The organism is Streptomyces sp. ACA25 (assembly GCF_028200735.1).
Classification (GTDB): Bacteria; Actinomycetota; Actinomycetes; order Streptomycetales; family Streptomycetaceae; genus Streptomyces.
In genome coordinates, this window is record NZ_JAQKPV010000014.1 from 118,757 (window position 1) to 134,573 (window position 15,817).

Sequence of the window (15,817 nt, forward strand, 5' to 3'; positions counted from 1 at the left end):
GAGGGTTCATCATGGCCGCCGATACTCCTGCTCCCTACACCGGATTCGACCGCATGCTGATCGGCGGGGAATGGCAGGCGGGCAGCTCCGGGAAGGTCCACACCGACTCCGACCCCTACACCGGGGAGGCGCTCACCGAGATCACGCTGGCCGACGCCTCCGATGTCGACCGGGCCTACCGTGCGGCCAGGGACGCGCAGCGCGACTGGGCCGCGAAACCGGCCGCCGAGCGCGCCGCCGTGCTCAACCGGGCGGCCGCGATCATGGCGGACCGGGAGTCGGAGATCTCCGACTGGCTGAGCAGAGAAGCCGGCGCGGTGAAACCACGGATCGCGATGGAGACGGGGATCTGCCAGGCCATCACGCTCCGGTCGGCCTCCCGCACCTTTCTGGAGATGCGCACGGTGCCCTCGGACACGCCGGGCAAGGAGAACCGCGTGTACCGGAAGCCGGCCGGGGTGGTGGGCGTGATCAGCCCCTGGAACTTCCCCCTGTTCCTGTCCAACCGTTCCGTCGCACCCGCTCTGGCCGTCGGCAACGCGGTGGTCCTGAAGCCGGCCGAGGACACCCCGGTGACCGGCGGGCTGATGCTGGCGAAGATCTACGAGGAAGCCGGTCTGCCGCCCGGGGTGCTGAATGTGCTGATCGGCAAGGGCCGCGAGATCGGGGACCCGCTCGTGGAACACGACATCCCCCGGGTGATCTCCTTCACCGGGTCCACCGCGGTGGGCAAGGGCATCTCGGCGAAAGCCGGACTCAAGACGCTCGCGCTGGAGCTCGGCGGCAACGGCCCGCTCGTGGTGCTGGACGACGCCGACCTGGAACGGGCCGTGCCGACGGCCGTGTTCGGCAGCTACTTCCATCAGGGCCAGGTCTGCATGGCGACGAACCGCGTGATCGTGGACGGTTCGCTGCACGACGAGTTCGTCGAGCGGTTCGTCGCGCAGGCGCGCGGACTGCGTGCCGGCGACCCGCGGGACGAGAAGACGCAGCTGGGCCCGGTCATCAACGACAAGCAGCGGGACGCCGTACAGGAGAAGGTCTCCCGGGCTGTGGAGCAGGGCGGACGCCTGCTGCTCTCCGGGGACCCCGAGGGGCCCGCCGGGCGGGTGCTGCCGCCGCACGTCCTCACCGGCGGTCAGGACATCGCCACCGCCGCCGAGGAGGTCTTCGGCCCGGTCGCCACCATTATCCGGGCCGAGGATGAGGAGGACGCGCTGCGGCTGGCCAACGACACCGAGTACGGCCTGTCCAGCGGTGTGTTCACCCGTGACCTCGAACGCGGGGTGCGGTTCGCCCAGCGCGTCGAGGCAGGCATGACGCACGTCAACGACACCACGGTCCACGACGACGTGAACGCCGCGTTCGGCGGGGAGAAGGCATCCGGGCTGGGACGCTTCGGCGGCCACTGGGTCTTCGACGAGTTCACCACCGAACACTGGATCAGCGTGCAGCCGGCCCCGCGTGAGCTCCCCATGTGAGAGGCGGGGCTTCCGGAGAAGCGCCCGGGCGGAACCGGTGGTCCGGTCCCGTGCCGGGCCGTGGCAGCCCCGGCCGGCACGGGGGGCGGTGGTTCACCGCAGGCGGGTGGCGCGGATCAGTACCAGGCGCTCCGGGAAGAGCACCGGGGCCTGCAGCCCGGCGCCGGACAGCACACGGCCGGGCAGCCGCACACCCTGTGTCGTCCACCAGGGAAGATCGATGCCCCAGCGGCTCGCGTTGCCGTCCGGGATGTCGCCGGGCGCCTGCGGCCGGACCCGGTACGCCGCGTCCGGGGCCAGTCCTGGAAGCCGGACCGGACCGGGCGGGTACAGCTCGGAGGTGGCGTGCGCCACCAGGGCGTAGAGCGCTTCGGAGCGGTCGGCGGCCACGACGCCGTGCAGACGGAAGGCCGGGTCGGGGTGGTCGGCGTGCACCGCGGTACCGGTGTGCAGCAGGCCGCGCAGCTCCTTGTAGAGGGCCACCCATGCGGCGAGCCGCTCCCGGTCCCCGGGGTCCGCGGCGGTCAGGTCCCACTCGATGCCGAAGTGTCCGAAGAGCGCGGTGCCGGCCCGGAAGTCGAGGGAGTGCCGGCGGTCGGTGGTGTGGGCGGTGCCCGAGCCGACGTGGGTGCCCATGAGCTCGAGGGGGATCAGCAGGTTGGTCCAGCGCTGGATCTGCTGGCGTTCCAGGGCGTCCATGCAGTCCGAGGCCCATACCCGGTCGGTGCGTTCCAGGATGCCGAGGTCCACCCGTCCGCCGCCGGAGGAGCAGGACTCGATCTCCAGCGAGGGGTGGCGGGCTCGCAGTTCGTCGAGCAACCGGTACGTCGCGTGCGTCTGTGCGTGGACGCCGGCCGCGCCGGTCGGCCGGTGTCCGGCCTCCACCAGGTCGCGGTTGTGGTCCCACTTCAGGTAGGAGATCGGGTAGGTGCTCAGCAACTCGTCCAGGCGCTCCAGGAGGTGGGCGAAGACTTCCGGGCGGGCGAGATCGAGCACCTGCTGGTGGCGGGCGGCGCCCGGGATCCGCCCGCCTGCGGCCATGATCCAGTCCGGGTGGGCACGGGCCAGGTCGGAGTCCTCATTGATCATCTCGGGCTCGACCCAGAGACCGAACTGCATACCCAGTCCGGTGACATGGTCGGTCAGGGGGCGCAGCCCGTCCGGCCACACCTCGTCGGACACGTACCAGTCGCCCAGGGCCCGGCGGTCGTCGCGGCGGGCCCCGAACCAGCCGTCGTCGAGCACGAACCGCTCCGCGCCGACCGCCGCCGCGGCGTCCGCCAGTGCGCGCAGCCGGGTCAGGTCGTGGTCGAAGTAGACGGCCTCCCAGGTGTTGACGACGACGGGGCGGGGGGTTGCCGGGTGATGCGGACGGCTGCGCAGTTGCTCGTGGAAGCGGGCCGAGACGCCGTCGAGCCCGGTGCCATGGGCGCCGTACTGCCACGGTGAGCGGTAGGTCCCGCCCTTGGCGAGCCGTACTTCACCGGAGAGCAGCAACTCGCCGGATCCGAGCAGTGACACGGAGTGGAAGGTGCGCTCGGCGAAGGTGCGGAGGTTGCCGGACCAGGCGGTGTGCACGGCCCACACCTCGCCGGAGCGGTTGCCGAAGCCGGGAGTGCCGGCCGTCAGCAGATAGGCGCTGTCGTAACCGGTTCGGCCGGTGCGGTTCTCCCGCATCCGCAGGCCGTGCGTGAAGGCGGTGCGCTGCGGGCTGCGCTCGCGCAGGTGGTGGCCGGTGAAGTCGAGCAGTTCGGTGGCCGCGGCCGGGACCGGAAGGGTCAGGTGCAGGGCGTCCACGGTGAACGTGGTGGACCGCAGGTTGGTCAACGCGGCCTGCTGGCGGACCAGCCCGGCCGGGGTCAGCTCGACGGTCAGCTCCAGGCCCAGCCCGGCGGCCTCGTCCCGGGCGAGCACCGTGAGGGAGCCACCGCTGTCCGCCGGTTCCCATCCTGAGGCCGGTGGTGCGTCGGGGGAGCCGGAGGCGGGGGAGAGGGCGGCCTCGTGCACCCGGAAAGCCGTGGAGAAGTCCGCTCCCGAGCGGTTGCCGACGAGCCCGGGGGTGCCCAGCCAGCCCGCGGACTGTTCCGGCAGCACCGCCACCTGCACCGGTCCGTCGACCGAGAAGCCGATGGGCTGCGGCTGCTGCGCCCTCCGCAGATCGGCGAGCTCGTCGGGGCGCAGTGGGCCGAGGTCGGCGCCCCAGTGCAGAACCCGCGGCAGGGTGCGGCCGGACAGGTCGAGCACGAGGCTCACGCCCGCGGCACGCAGGTGCGTCAGGTCGTCGTCGAGGGCGAGGGGGAGTGTGCGCACGTTCGTTGCGTGTCCTTCCTGTCCGCCGGCCTGCCCGGAGCGGCGCGGTCGTGCACCGGGGCGGGAGCCGGAAGGTACGTTGACTTACTTAATTCACTGGCGTAAGAATCTGACGATACCTGGTCGCCTGCTGCTTGAGGAGTGTTCCGACGATGATGCGTCAGACCCTGCACGACGGATGGCAGCTGTCGGCCGTCGGTGGACCCGTGCCCGGGCACATCGCGGGGAGGAGCGTGCCGGCGGCAGTGCCGGGGAGTGCCCACCTCGACCTGCTCGCCGCCGGCCTGATCCCCGATCCCTACCTCGACCGCCACGAGGAGGACCTCACCTGGGCGCACCGCACCGAGTGGCGTTACCGCCGGGACCTGACCGCCCGGACCAGAGGGCCTCAGGAACGGGTCGACCTGGTCTTCGACGGGCTCGACACGGTCGCCACGGTGGAACTCGCCGGACGGAGGATCGGCAGCACGGCGAACATGCACCGCGGCTACCGCTTCGATGTGCGGGAGGTGCTCACCGGAGGCCGGGACGAGCTCGTGGTGACCTTCCGCTCCGCCCTGGAGTACGCCGAGGAGATCCAGAAGGACCTGGGCGAGCGCCCGCGCGCTTATCCGCACCCCTTCAACATGGTCCGCAAGATGGCTTGCAGTTTCGGCTGGGACTGGGGGCCGGACCTGCAGACCGCCGGCATCTGGAAGCCGGTCCGGCTGGAGCGCTGGCACACCGCCCGGCTCGCCGCTCTGCGCCCCGTGGTCACCGTGCGCCCGGACGGCACCGGCCGGGCCGAGGTGCACGTGGACATCGAACGCTCCGGGCTCGGCCCCGACGGCCCGCTGACGCTCTCCGCCACGGTCGACGGCCGGACGGCGCGCAGTACCGTGCCTGCCGGGGCGAGCGCGGCGGTCGTCACCGTCGAGGTGCCGGACGCCCGTCTGTGGTGGCCGGCCGGCTACGGGGAGCAGCCGCTGTACGACCTGCTGGTCGAGCTGCGCGCGCCGGGCGATCCGGAGCCGCTGGACGCCGCGGACCGGCGGATCGGCTTCCGCACGGTCACCGTCGACACGACCCCGGACGAAACCGGCACGCCCTTCACCTTCCTCGTCAACGGCACCCCGGTCTTCGCCAAGGGCGCCAACTGGATCCCCGACGACCACTTCCTCACCCGCATCACCCGGCAGCGACTGGAACGCCGGGTCGACCAGGCCCTGGGCGCGCACATGAACATGCTGCGGGTCTGGGGCGGTGGCATCTACGAGACCGAGGACTTCTACGACGTGTGCGACGAGCGCGGCGTCCTCGTCTGGCAGGACTTTCCCTTCGCCTGCGCCGCCTACGCCGAGGAGGAGCCGCTGTGGGGTGAGGTCGAGGCCGAGGCCCGGGAGAACATCGCCCGGATCGGCTCGCACGCCTCGCTGGCCCTGTGGAACGGCAACAACGAGAACCTCTGGGGCTTCCGCGACTGGGGCTGGACCGAGGAACTCGCAGGCCGCAGCTGGGGCCTGCGGTACTACACCGAGCTGCTGCCCCGCCTCGTCGCCGAACTGGACCCGGCCCGGGCCTACGTCGAGGGCAGCCCTTACAGCCCGGCCGCGCTCGACGAACTGCACCCCAACGACCAGGATCACGGCAGCCGGCACGAGTGGGAGGTGTGGAACCAGGTGGACTACACCCACTACCGCGACCACATCCCGCGGTTCTGCTCCGAGTTCGGCTTCCAGGGTCCGGCCACCTGGGCCACCCTGACGGCCTCGGTGCACGACGAGCCGATGACGCCCACGTCCCCGGGCTTCCTGCTGCACCAGAAGGCCGAGGACGGCAACGGCAAGCTCGACCGCGGACTGGCCCCGCACCTGCCGGTCCCCGAGGGCTTCGCGGACTGGCACTGGGCCACCCAGCTGAACCAGGCGCGGGCGGTCTCCTTCGGCATCGAGCACTTCCGGTCCTGGTGGCCGCGCACCGCCGGTGCGCTCGTCTGGCAGCTCAACGACTGCTGGCCGGTGACGTCCTGGGCCGCGGTAGACGGCTACGAGCGGCTCAAGCCGCTGTGGTACGGCCTGCGGCACGCCTACGCCCCCCGGCTGCTGACCGTCCAGCCCCGTGACGCCCGGCAGGTGCTGGTCGCGGTGAACGACACGGACACCGTCTGGAGCGGTCCTGTGCACCTGGAACGGCAGACCTTCGGCGGTGCGGTGCGCGCGGACGCTAGGATCTTCCTCGACGTACCGGCCCGTTCCGTGGCGGAGCTCGCGCTCCCGGAAGGGCTGACCGAACCGGACACACCGAACGAGGAGGTGCTGGTGGCCACGGCCGACGGCACACGCGCCGTCCATCTCTTCGGGGAGGACCGCTGCCTGGCCTACTCCCCCCGCCCGCTGGAGGCGGCGGCCACGGCGGTGCCCGGCGGCTACCGGGTGGACGTGCGGGCAGTCTCCTTCGCCCGGGACATCGCGGTGCTGGCCGACCGGGTGGCCCCCGACGCGGAGGTGGACGACATGCTGGTGAGCCTGCCGGCCGGCGCCACGCACTCCTTCACCGTGCGCACCGCGGCCGAGTTGGACCCCGCGGTGCTGACCGCCCCGGCGGTGCTCCGCTGCGCCAACGACCTGTGCGCACCGGCCGGGAAGCCCTGAGTGGACGCCGCAGCTGATCCCGGCGGACCGGGAGCGGTCGGACTGGTCCTCGCCCGGCCGGCCCGGCTGCTCGGCGTCGAGCCGTTCTTCATGGAGTTCATCGCCGGTATCGAGGAACGGCTCGCCGAGCGCGAACTGTCCGTGCTGCTGCACGTGGTGCCGACCCAGCAGGCGGAGATCGCCGCCTACCGGCGGTGGGCCGCCCGCCGGCTGGTGGACGCCGTGGTGGTGGTCAACCTCACCGAGAACGACCGCCGCCCCGCGGTGCTCCGTGAGCTCGGCCTGCCCGTCGTCCTCGTCGGGACCTGGGAGGCGGACCCCGGCCTGCCCGCGGTGCGCACCGACGATGCCGGGCCGATGCTCGACGCCCTGCACCGGCTCATCGGCCTCGGCCATCGGCGGATCGCCCGGGTCAGCGGACCCGCGAGGCTGCTGCACACCCGGGCGCGGACCGCAGCCATGCGTGAGGGGTGCCGGACCGCCGGAGTGGAGCCGGTGCTCGTCGAGGGTGACTACTCCGACGAGTCCGGCGCGCGGCTCACCGAGCAGTTGCTGCGCAGCCCTGAGCCTCCCACCGCCATCGTCTACGACAACGACGTGATGGCGGTGGCGGGCCTGGGCGTCGCCAAGGAGCTGGGCATCGCCGTACCCGACCAGCTGTCCCTGGTGGCCTGGGACGACTCCACCATGTGCCGGCTGGCGTCTCCGACCCTCACCACCATGAGCGTGGACGTGCACCAGTTCGGGATGTCGGTCGCCGAGTCCGTGCTGGAGCTCATGGACGGCCGCCCGGTCACCGAACGGTGGTCACCCACCGCCCACTACGTCCCCCGGGGCAGCACCGCCGCCTCCGGCTTCTCCACCACCGCCTGACATCGCGGCTTGCCGTCCGGTCCGGGCGCCGGTTCCGGTGGGCCGCCGGGCCGAGCCCGGCACGTCCCTCCGCAGACCCCGCGCGCTCAGATGAGCCCCTGGGCCACCATGGCATCCGCGACCAGCTCGAAGCCCGCGATGTTGGCGCCGGCGACGTAGTCGCCGGGCTGTCCGTACCGCTCCGCCGTCTCATGACACGTCTCGTGGATGTGCTGCATGATCTCGGTGAGCCGCTCCTCCGTATGGGAGAAGGTCCAGGAGTCACGGGAGGCGTTCTGCTGCATCTCCAGCGCGCTGGTCGCCACTCCGCCCGCGTTGGCGGCCTTCCCCGGCCCGAAGAGCACGCCGGCCTCCCGCAGCACCCGCAGGGCGTCCGGAGTGGTCGGCATGTTCGCCCCCTCGGCGATGACCTGCACTCCGCCGCGGACCAGGGAGACGGCGTCGTCCGCTGCCAGCTCGTTCTGCGTGGCGCAGGGCAGCGCCACCTGGCAGGAGACCTCCCAGATCGAGGAGCCGGGCACGAACCGGGCAGCCCCGCCGCGCTGCTCCGCGTAGTCCGCCACCCGTCCCCGCTGCTCCAGCTTGATCTCCTTGAGCAGCTCGAGGTCCACGCCCTTCTCGTCGAGAACGTAGCCCGTGGAGTCCGAGCAGGCGATCACCGAGGCACCGAGCTGGTGGGCCTTCTCGATGGCGTGCAGCGCCACGTTGCCGGACCCGGAAACGGTGACGCGCTTGCCCGCGAGGTCCTCCCCGCGGGCCCGGAGCATCTCGGCCGTGAAGACCACCAGCCCGTAGCCGGTGGCCTCCGAGCGGGCCTGTGCCCCGCCCCAGCCCACCCCCTTGCCGGTCAGGACGCCCGACTCGTAGCGGTTGGTGATGCGGCGGTACTGCCCGAAGAGGTAGCCGATCTCCCGGACCCCCACTCCGATGTCGCCCGCCGGAATGTCGGTGTACTCGCCCAGGTGGCGGTAGAGCTCCGTCATGAACGACTGGCAGAAGCGCATGACCTCCGCGTCGGAGCGGCCCTTGGGGTCGAAGTCGCTGCCGCCCTTGCCGCCACCGATCGGCTTGCCCGTCAGCGCGTTCTTCAGGGTCTGCTCGAAGCCGAGGAACTTCACGATGCCGAGATTGACCGACGGGTGGAAGCGCAGCCCGCCCTTGTACGGCCCGAGGGCGCTGTTGAACTCCACCCGGAACCCGCGGTTGACATGTATCCGGCCCGCGTCGTCGGCCCACGGAACGCGGAAGACGAGCTGTCGCTCGGGCTCGCAGAGCCGCTCCACGATGGAAGCCTCCGCGTACTCGGGGTGCCTCTCCAGAACCGGAGCCAGCGACTCCAGAACCTCCCGCACCGCTTGGTGGAACTCCTTCTCACCCGGGTTCCGTCGCAGAACATCCGAGTACAGCGGTTCGATCATCCGGTTCCGGTCCATGGTTCTCGATTCTAGGGCCTGCCCTGTCGGTCCCGCCCGGAGCCGTCCACCGGACGCCGCAGCCTGCGGGGAGAACCCGCAGGACAGCCCTGAGGGGCGGGCCCCGGGCGGGCATCACCGCCCGGGGCCGGGTCAGCGTACGGAACGGTCCCGGGGCGGCGCCGCCCGGTCCGGTCCCCGCCGCCGGTAGACGATGTACGGCCGCACCAGGTAGCCGACCGGCGCGCTCCAGACGTGCACCAGCCGAGTGAAGGGCCAGGCCGCGAAGAGGGCGAAGGCCGTGAGCGCGTGCAGCTGGAAGAGCAGCGGCACCCCGATCATCGCCTCCGGCTGGGGCTGCAGCCCGAACAGGCCGCGGAACCACACCGAGACGGTGGACCGGTAGTCGTAGCCCCCGCCGGCGAAATTGTGCACGACGGTCGCCGCGATGCCCAGGAGCACGGTGGCCGACAGCAGCGGGAAGAGCAGCTTGTCGGACCGGTCGGTGGTGGTCCGGATCCGGCGGGAGAGCAGTCGCCGGGCGCACAGCATGCCCAGCCCGATCACCATCGCGGTCCCGGCGACGGTGCCCAGCCCCACCGCCATCCAGTGGTAGGCGCCCTCGGAGATCCCCACCGCCTCGGTCCAGGAGGCGGGGATCGCCAGACCGACGACATGACCGGCGATGACGGCGAAGGTGCCGAGGTGGAACAGCGGGCTGCCCCAGCGGAGCCAGCGGTGCTCCAGCAGCTGGCTGGTGCGGGTGGTCCAGCCGAACTGGTCCTTCCGGTAGCGCCAGACATGACCCACCACGAACACCGCGAGAGCCAGATACGGGAAGGCGACCCACAGGAACAGGTCGGTCGCGCCGACGGCGCCCAGGGCGGTGGCGGAGACAGGGAGTGCGGTGCTCATCGGGACGGCTCCGGACGGGAGGGGAGGGCGGGCAGGGGCAGTGGGGCCGACGCCGGACGCGGCGGGGACGGAACCGCTCCGGGAGATCCGGTGCCGAGCGGGGCCGCTGCCGGGGGAGTGAAGGCCCCGGGCGGGGAGAAGACCTGCCCGGCGTACGGATCCAGGCCGACCTCCTCGGTCGGCGGGCCGGCCGCGGCCAGCTCCGCCACCGCCGCCAGGTCGGCGGCGCTCGCCGGCGGGAGCAGCGCGAGCAGGGCGGCGGCCACATGCCGGTACGGGGACCCGCCCTCGTCCAGCGCGTGCCGGATCAGCTCCAGGCCGCGCCGGTGCTGGCGGAGCGGCATTTCGCCCGCTCCCGGTCCGGCGAGTGCCGCGTACTCCAGCACCAGCGGCAGATGGTCCGGCAGCTCGCCGTCGGCCGCGGTCCAGCCGGTCGCGCGGTACCGCTGGGCCAGCGTCAGCAGGGCCATGCCGCGCCGCCGGGTGTCCCCGTGCAGGTAGTAGGTGAGGTAGAGGCTGCTGCGCCGCCGCAGGTCGAAGACCTCCACGTAGTGCCGCTCCAGCTCCTCGGGAGCGGCGGGGCAGAACCACTCGGTGAAGGCGGCCAGCCCGGAGGCGGCCGGGGACGGCGGCAGCCCCGACACCGTGCTGCCCAGCGCCTGCCGGGAGTCCGCCAGCTCCCGGTCCGGGTACTGCAGGAACAGCGAGATCAGCCGAAGCAGCAGCGCACGTTGCTCCGTCTCCTCGGGGGTGAGCCGGTCCGCCCGCCGGGCGGCGGGGCGGATACGGGCGCGCAGGCCGCTCATGCGGGTTCTCCGGTCAGTCCGTCGGGACGCGGGGCGGCGGCCTTGCGGCGCAGCGTGGGCAGGCCGAGCATGACCCGCCCCTTGCCGGCCTTGGCGGTGGTCCCGTCGTCGGCGTCCTCCACCGGGCAGCGGCTCTCCAGGGCGCTCAGTGCCGCGGCGTCCTCCCGGTGCGCGGTGGGGACGACGTAGCGGTCCTCGTACTTGGCGACGGCCAGCAGCCGGTGCAGGTCCTCGGCGTCCCGGGGGGTGAGGCCGACGGCCTCCAGCGCCTCGGGCTTCCCCTCCTCGCCCAGGATGCGTTCCCGCATGTGGCTGCGGAGCGCGGTGAGCTTCATCAGGACGCCGGCCACCACTCCGGTGTCCCCGGCGCTGAACAGGTTGGCCAGGTACTCCAGCGGAATCCGCAGCCGGGTGACCGCGGCGAACACGTGGTCGGGGTCGTCGGCGTTGCCGCCCGCCTCCCCGACCGCGTCGAGGACCGGGGACAGCGGCGGTACGTACCAGACCATCGGCATGGTGCGGTACTCCGGGTGCAGCGGCAGCGCCACCTGGAACCGCGATATCAGGGCCCGCACGGGCGAGCGCCGGGCGGCGTCCAGCCAGTCCTCCGGGATCCCGGACGCCCGGGCGGCAGCGGCCACCTCGGGGTCGTCCGGGTCCAGCAGCAGGTCCCGCTGCGCCTGGAGCAGGTCCTGCGGGTCGGGCACTGAGGCGGCCTTGCCGACCTGGTCGGCGTCGTAGAGCACCAGGCCGATGTACCGCAGCCGGCCGACACAGGTCTCGGCGCACACGGTCGGCTCACCGGCCTCGATCCGCGGGAAGCAGAACGTGCACTTCTCGGCCTTGCCGGTGGCGTGGTTGATGTACACCTTCTTGTACGGGCAGGCGGTGACGCACATCCGCCAGCCGCGGCAGCGGTCCTGGTCGACTAGGACGATGCCGTCCTCCTCCCGCTTGTACATCGCCCCGGAGGGGCAGGCCGAGACGCAGGCCGGGTTGATGCAGTGCTCGCACAGCCGGGGCAGGTGGAACAGAAAGGTCTGCTCGAAGGAGAAGCGGACCTTCTCCGCAAGCTCGCCCCGCAGGTTCGGGTCGCCCCCGGCGTTCTCCGGGGCACCGCCCAGCCCGTCCTCCCAGTTGGCCCCCCAGGTGATCTCCGTCGGCCGGCCGGTGAGCACGGACCGGGGACGCGCCACCGGGGTGTGCTCCTGCGCCGGTGCGCTCAGCAGGTTGTCGTAGTCGAAGGTCACCGGTTCGTAGTAGTCGTCGAGCGAGGGCTGGTCCGGGCTGGAGAACAGCGACAGCAGCCGCTTCACCCGGCCGCCGGAGCGCAGCACCAGCCGGCCGCGCCGGTCCAGCTGCCAGCCGCCCTTCCAGCTGTCCTGGTCCTCGTACCGGCGCGGGTAGCCCACGCCGGGCTTGGTCTCGACGTTGTTGAACCAGGCGTACTCCACTCCGGGCCGGTTGGTCCAGGTCTGTTTGCAGGTGACCGAGCAGGTGTGGCACCCGATGCACTTGTCGAGATTCATCACCATGGCGATCTGAGCCATCACGCGCATCAGTAGTCGACCTCCTGCGAGCGGCGCCGGATCACGGTGATCTCGTCCCGTTGGTTGCCGGTCGGTCCGTAGTAGTTGAATGCGTAGGTGAACTGGGCGTAGCCGCCGACCAGGTGGGAGGGCTTGAGGAGCAGCTGGGTGAGCGAGTTGTGGATGCCCCCGCGCTTGCCGCTGACCTCGGCCTTCGGCACGTTCACCGTGCGGTCCTTGGCGTGGTACATGTACACGGTGCCCTCGGGCATCCGGTGGGTGACCACCGCGCGGGCGACGATCACACCATTGCGGTTGTATGCCTCGATCCATTCGTTGTCGCGCACGCCGATCCGGTCGGCGTCGGCGGTGCTCATCCACACCACCGGACCGCCGCGGGAGAGCGCCAGCATGTAGGCGTTGTCCTGGTAGGCGGAGTGGATCGACCACTTGGAGTGCGGGGTGAGGTAGCGGACCGTCACCTCCGCCCGGCCGTCCTCACCCAGTCGCTCGTCGCCGTGGTGCCGGGGGGAGTTGAGCGGCGGCCGGAACACCGGCAGCTGCTCACCGAGCTCTGCCAGCCAGTCGTGGTCCACGAAGAAGTGCTGCCGGCCGGTGAGCGTGTGCCAGGGCTTGAAGTGCTCCACGTTGATGACGAAGGGGGAGTAGCGGCGGCCGCCGGTCTCGCTGCCGGACCACTCGTAGGACGTCATCACGGCGCGGGGCTGGGTGCGCGTGTCGGCGAAGGTGATCCGCTCGGCCTCCCGCTCCAGGGCCAGGTCCGCCAGCTCGGTGCCGGTGCGCTCCTCCAGCGCCCGGAACCCCGCGGTGGCCAGCCGGCCGTTGGTGGTGCCGGACAGGGCGAGGATGGCCTCGCACATGTCCTCCGCGCGGGCCAGCGAGGGCCGGCCGTCGGCGATTCCGCCCCGTACCCGGCCGTTGCGGCGTTTCAGCTCCTCGATCTCCTGGTCCGGGCGGACGGTCACCCCCTTGGTGGTGGTGCCCAGGGAGTCCAGCAGCGGGCCGACGGCCCGCATCTTCTGCGCCACCGCACCGTAGTCCCGCTCGATGGTGATGAGCTTCGGCATGGTCTTTCCGGGCACCGGCTCGCATTCGCCGGCCTTCCAGTCCAGGACGACTCCGCCGGGCTGCGCCAGCTCGTCGGGGGTGTCGTGCAGGAGCGGCACGGCCAGGACGTCGGTACGGGTGCCCAGGTGTTCCTCGGCCAGTTCGCTGAACCGGTCGGCGAGGGTGAGGAACGCGTCGTAGTCGGTGCGGGTCTGCCAGGGCGGCGGGATGGCAGGGGTGAAGGCGTGCACGAAGGGATGCATGTCCGTGCTGGACAGGTCGTCCTTCTCGTACCAGGTGGCGGCAGGCAGGACGACGTCGGCGAACAGGCCGGTGGACGTCATGCGGAAGTCCATGGCCACCAGCAGGTCGAGTTTGCCCTCGGGCGCCTCGTCCCGCCACACCACCTCCTCGGGCCGCCCTTCCGGCGGTGTCTCGGCGTTGCGCACCGAGGCGTCGGTACCGAGCAGGTGCTTGAGGAAGTACTCGTTGCCCTTGCTGGAGGAGCCGAGCAGGTTGGCCCGCCAGACGGTGAGCACCCGGGGGAAGTTGGCCGGGTCGTCCGGGTCCTCCACGGCGAACCGCAGCTTCCCCGACTTCAGCTCGTCGACCACGTGGTCGGCCACCGTCCGGCCCGCGGCGGCAGCCTCGTCGGCGATGTCCAGCGGGTTCCGGTTGAAGCCGGGGTGGCCCGGGGTCCAGCCCATCCGCACGGCCTTCGCCAGGCAGTCCGCCGTGGACTTGCCGGTGAAGCGGCCCTCGCCCAGCGGCGAGGCCAGCTCGGAGGGTCCGAAGGGCTCGTACCGCCACTGGTCACTGGCGAGGTACCAGTAGGAGGTGCCCGCCATGTGCCGGGTGGGCCGTTGCCAGTCGAAGGCGAACGCGAGGTGCTGCAGCCCGGTGATCGGCCGGATCTTCTCCTGGCCGACGTAGTGGGCCCAGCCCCCGCCGTTGACGCCCTGGCAGCCCGTCATCGTGGTCAGTGCGAGGAAGGCCCGGTAGATGGTGTCCGAGTGGAACCAGTGGTTGGTGCCGGCGCCCATCACGATCATCGACCGGCCCTGGGTGCGCTCGGCGTTGCGGGCGAACTCGCGGCCGATGCGGGCGGCCTGCTCGGCGGGTACCGAGGTGATGGTCTCCTGCCAGGCGGGGGTGTACGGCTCGGAGGCGTCGTCGTAGGAGCTGGGCCAGCTGCCGGGCAGGTCGTCACGCTCGACCCCGTACTGGGCCAGCATCAGGTCGAACACGGTGGTGACGAGCCGGCCGCCGATCCTGCGGACCGGGACCCCGCGGTACATGACGGAGCCGCCCTCGGTCTCCCCGGTGTCGAACCGGGGGAGCGCCACCGTGACCTGCTCCTCGGCCCGGTCCAGCAGCGTCAGCTCCGGCACCGTGTCACCCAGCTCCAGGTTCCACCGGCCCTTGCCCTCCTCGCCCCAGCGGTAGCCGAGCGAGCCGTTGGGCACCACGGTCTCCCCGGTCACCGCGTCCAGCAGGACGGTCTTGAACTGCGCGTGCTCGCTGTCGTCGCCGAGGTCGGCCGCGGTCAGGAAACGGTCGGGAGTGAGATGCTCACCGTGCTCCCGCAGGGTGATGAGGAACGGGGAGTCCGTGTAGGTGCGCAGGTACTCCTGGAAGTAGGGCACCTGCCGGTCGACCAGGAACTCGCGCAGGATCACATGGCCCATCGCCATCGCCAGCGCCCCGTCGGTTCCCGGGTGCGGGGCCAGCCACTCGTCGGCGTGCTTGACGTTGTCGGCGTAGTCGGGGCTGACCGCGACGACCTTCGTGCCGTTGTAACGCACCTCGGTGAGGAAGTGGGCGTCCGGGGTGCGGGTGACCGGGATGTTGGAGCCCCACATCATCAGATAGCCGGCGTTCCACCAGTCGGCGGACTCCGGCACATCGGTCTGGTCACCGAAGCTCTGCGGGGACGCGATGGGCAGGTCGGCGTACCAGTCGTAGAAGGACAGCAGCGTCCCGCCGATCAGCGACATGAAGCGGGCACCACCGGCGAAGGAGGCCATCGACATGGCGGGGATGGGGGAGAAGCCCGCCACCCGGTCCGGCCCGAACTCCTTGACCGTGTGCACGTGCGCCGCGGCGATCAGCTCGCTGACCTCGTCCCAGTCGGCACGCACGAAGCCGCCCTTGCCGCGGGCCGCTTTGTAGGCGCGGGCCTTGGCCGGGTCGGTGGTGATCTCCGCCCAGGCCGCCACCGGGTCGCCCAGCCGCTTGCGGGCCTCCCGGAAAAGCTTCAGCAGCTTGCCGCGGACGTAGGGATAGCGCACCCGGCTCGGTGAGTACGTGTACCAGGAGAAGGAGGCGCCCCGCGGGCACCCCCGCGGCTCGTACTCGGGGCAGTCGGTGCCGATCGAGGGGTAGTCGGTGGCCTGGTGCTCCCAGGTGATGATTCCTTCCTTGACGTACACCATCCACGAGCAGGACCCTGTGCAGTTGACGCCGTGCGTCGAGCGCACCACCTTGTCGTGCGCCCATTGCCCCCGGTAGAAACTCTCCCATTCCTGGTCGCCCTGGGAGTGCACCGCGCGGCCGTCCGCCGACACCTCATTGCGGGTCAGCAGCCGGCGCGCGGCCAGCGGCCAGTCACCGCCGCGCTCGCCGGTACCCGCCGGACCTGCGCTTCTGTCTTTCGCCATGATCGGAACGCTAGGGGCACAGCTCCGCCGGGCAGGGGGGCCGAACGGCCCTGTCCAGGGCCTCCCGGGCCAGGGAAGACGTGTCCCGTAAGGCCCCTACCCGCCGCCGAGTGGTCCCGCGCCCCGCCGTCAG

9 protein-coding genes are annotated in these 15,817 nt (G+C 71.7%); 3 read left to right on the forward strand and 6 right to left on the reverse strand.

Annotated features, from left to right (window positions below; genetic code table 11):
- Positions 1-11 precede the first annotated feature (11 nt).
- Positions 12-1,481: an aldehyde dehydrogenase family protein gene (locus tag PJ985_RS19950; protein WP_271685225.1), complete on the forward strand. Its 1,470-nt coding sequence runs from the start codon at positions 12-14 to the stop codon at positions 1,479-1,481.
- A 93-nt stretch (positions 1,482-1,574) separates the two neighbouring features.
- Here PJ985_RS19950 and PJ985_RS19955 read toward each other — a convergent pair whose 3' ends face one another.
- On the reverse strand, positions 1,575-3,791 hold the full coding sequence (locus PJ985_RS19955) for an alpha-galactosidase (protein ID WP_271685226.1): 2,217 nt from the start codon (positions 3,789-3,791) through the stop codon (positions 1,575-1,577).
- 152 nt (positions 3,792-3,943) lie between these two features.
- On the opposite strand from PJ985_RS19955, the gene PJ985_RS19960 reads away from it, so the two are divergent.
- Entirely contained in the window at positions 3,944-6,421 is a 2,478-nt protein-coding gene (locus PJ985_RS19960; RefSeq protein ID WP_271685227.1) for a glycoside hydrolase family 2 protein, read from the forward strand.
- Positions 6,422-7,294: a LacI family DNA-binding transcriptional regulator gene (locus PJ985_RS19965; RefSeq protein WP_271685228.1), complete on the forward strand. Its 873-nt coding sequence runs from the start codon at positions 6,422-6,424 to the stop codon at positions 7,292-7,294.
- An 86-nt stretch (positions 7,295-7,380) separates the two neighbouring features.
- Here PJ985_RS19965 and gdhA read toward each other — a convergent pair whose 3' ends face one another.
- From gdhA to PJ985_RS19990, 5 genes are all read right to left on the reverse strand, one after another.
- Positions 7,381-8,727: an NADP-specific glutamate dehydrogenase gene (gene gdhA / locus PJ985_RS19970; protein WP_271685229.1), complete on the reverse strand. Its 1,347-nt coding sequence runs from the start codon at positions 8,725-8,727 to the stop codon at positions 7,381-7,383.
- A gap of 132 nt (positions 8,728-8,859) precedes the next feature.
- Complete coding sequence (gene narI / locus PJ985_RS19975) at positions 8,860-9,621, reverse strand: respiratory nitrate reductase subunit gamma (protein ID WP_271685230.1); 762 nt, start codon at positions 9,619-9,621, stop codon at positions 8,860-8,862.
- Entirely contained in the window at positions 9,618-10,427 is an 810-nt protein-coding gene (gene narJ / locus PJ985_RS19980) for a nitrate reductase molybdenum cofactor assembly chaperone (RefSeq protein WP_271685231.1), read from the reverse strand. The genes narI and narJ overlap by 4 nt, the downstream gene beginning before the upstream one ends.
- Entirely contained in the window at positions 10,424-11,986 is a 1,563-nt protein-coding gene (gene narH / locus PJ985_RS19985) for a nitrate reductase subunit beta (protein ID WP_271685232.1), read from the reverse strand. The genes narJ and narH overlap by 4 nt, the downstream gene beginning before the upstream one ends.
- Positions 11,986-15,684, reverse strand: coding sequence for a nitrate reductase subunit alpha (locus tag PJ985_RS19990; RefSeq protein ID WP_271685233.1), 3,699 nt, complete (start codon positions 15,682-15,684; stop codon positions 11,986-11,988). The genes narH and PJ985_RS19990 overlap by 1 nt, the downstream gene beginning before the upstream one ends.
- Between the last annotated feature and the right edge of the window lie 133 nt (positions 15,685-15,817).

What these genes read in the sequence shown, in the direction of transcription:
- PJ985_RS19950 (WP_271685225.1), top strand. Translation starts at nt 12, where the DNA reads ATGGCCGCCGATACTCCTGCTCCCTACACCGGATTCGACCGCATGCTG.
- PJ985_RS19960 (WP_271685227.1), top strand. Translation starts at nt 3,944, where the DNA reads ATGATGCGTCAGACCCTGCACGACGGATGGCAGCTGTCGGCCGTCGGT.
- gdhA (WP_271685229.1), bottom strand. Translation starts at nt 8,727, where the DNA reads ATGGACCGGAACCGGATGATCGAACCGCTGTACTCGGATGTTCTGCGA.
- narI (WP_271685230.1), bottom strand. Translation starts at nt 9,621, where the DNA reads ATGAGCACCGCACTCCCTGTCTCCGCCACCGCCCTGGGCGCCGTCGGC.
- narJ (WP_271685231.1), bottom strand. Translation starts at nt 10,427, where the DNA reads ATGAGCGGCCTGCGCGCCCGTATCCGCCCCGCCGCCCGGCGGGCGGAC.
- narH (WP_271685232.1), bottom strand. Translation starts at nt 11,986, where the DNA reads ATGCGCGTGATGGCTCAGATCGCCATGGTGATGAATCTCGACAAGTGC.
- PJ985_RS19990 (WP_271685233.1), bottom strand. Translation starts at nt 15,684, where the DNA reads ATGGCGAAAGACAGAAGCGCAGGTCCGGCGGGTACCGGCGAGCGCGGC.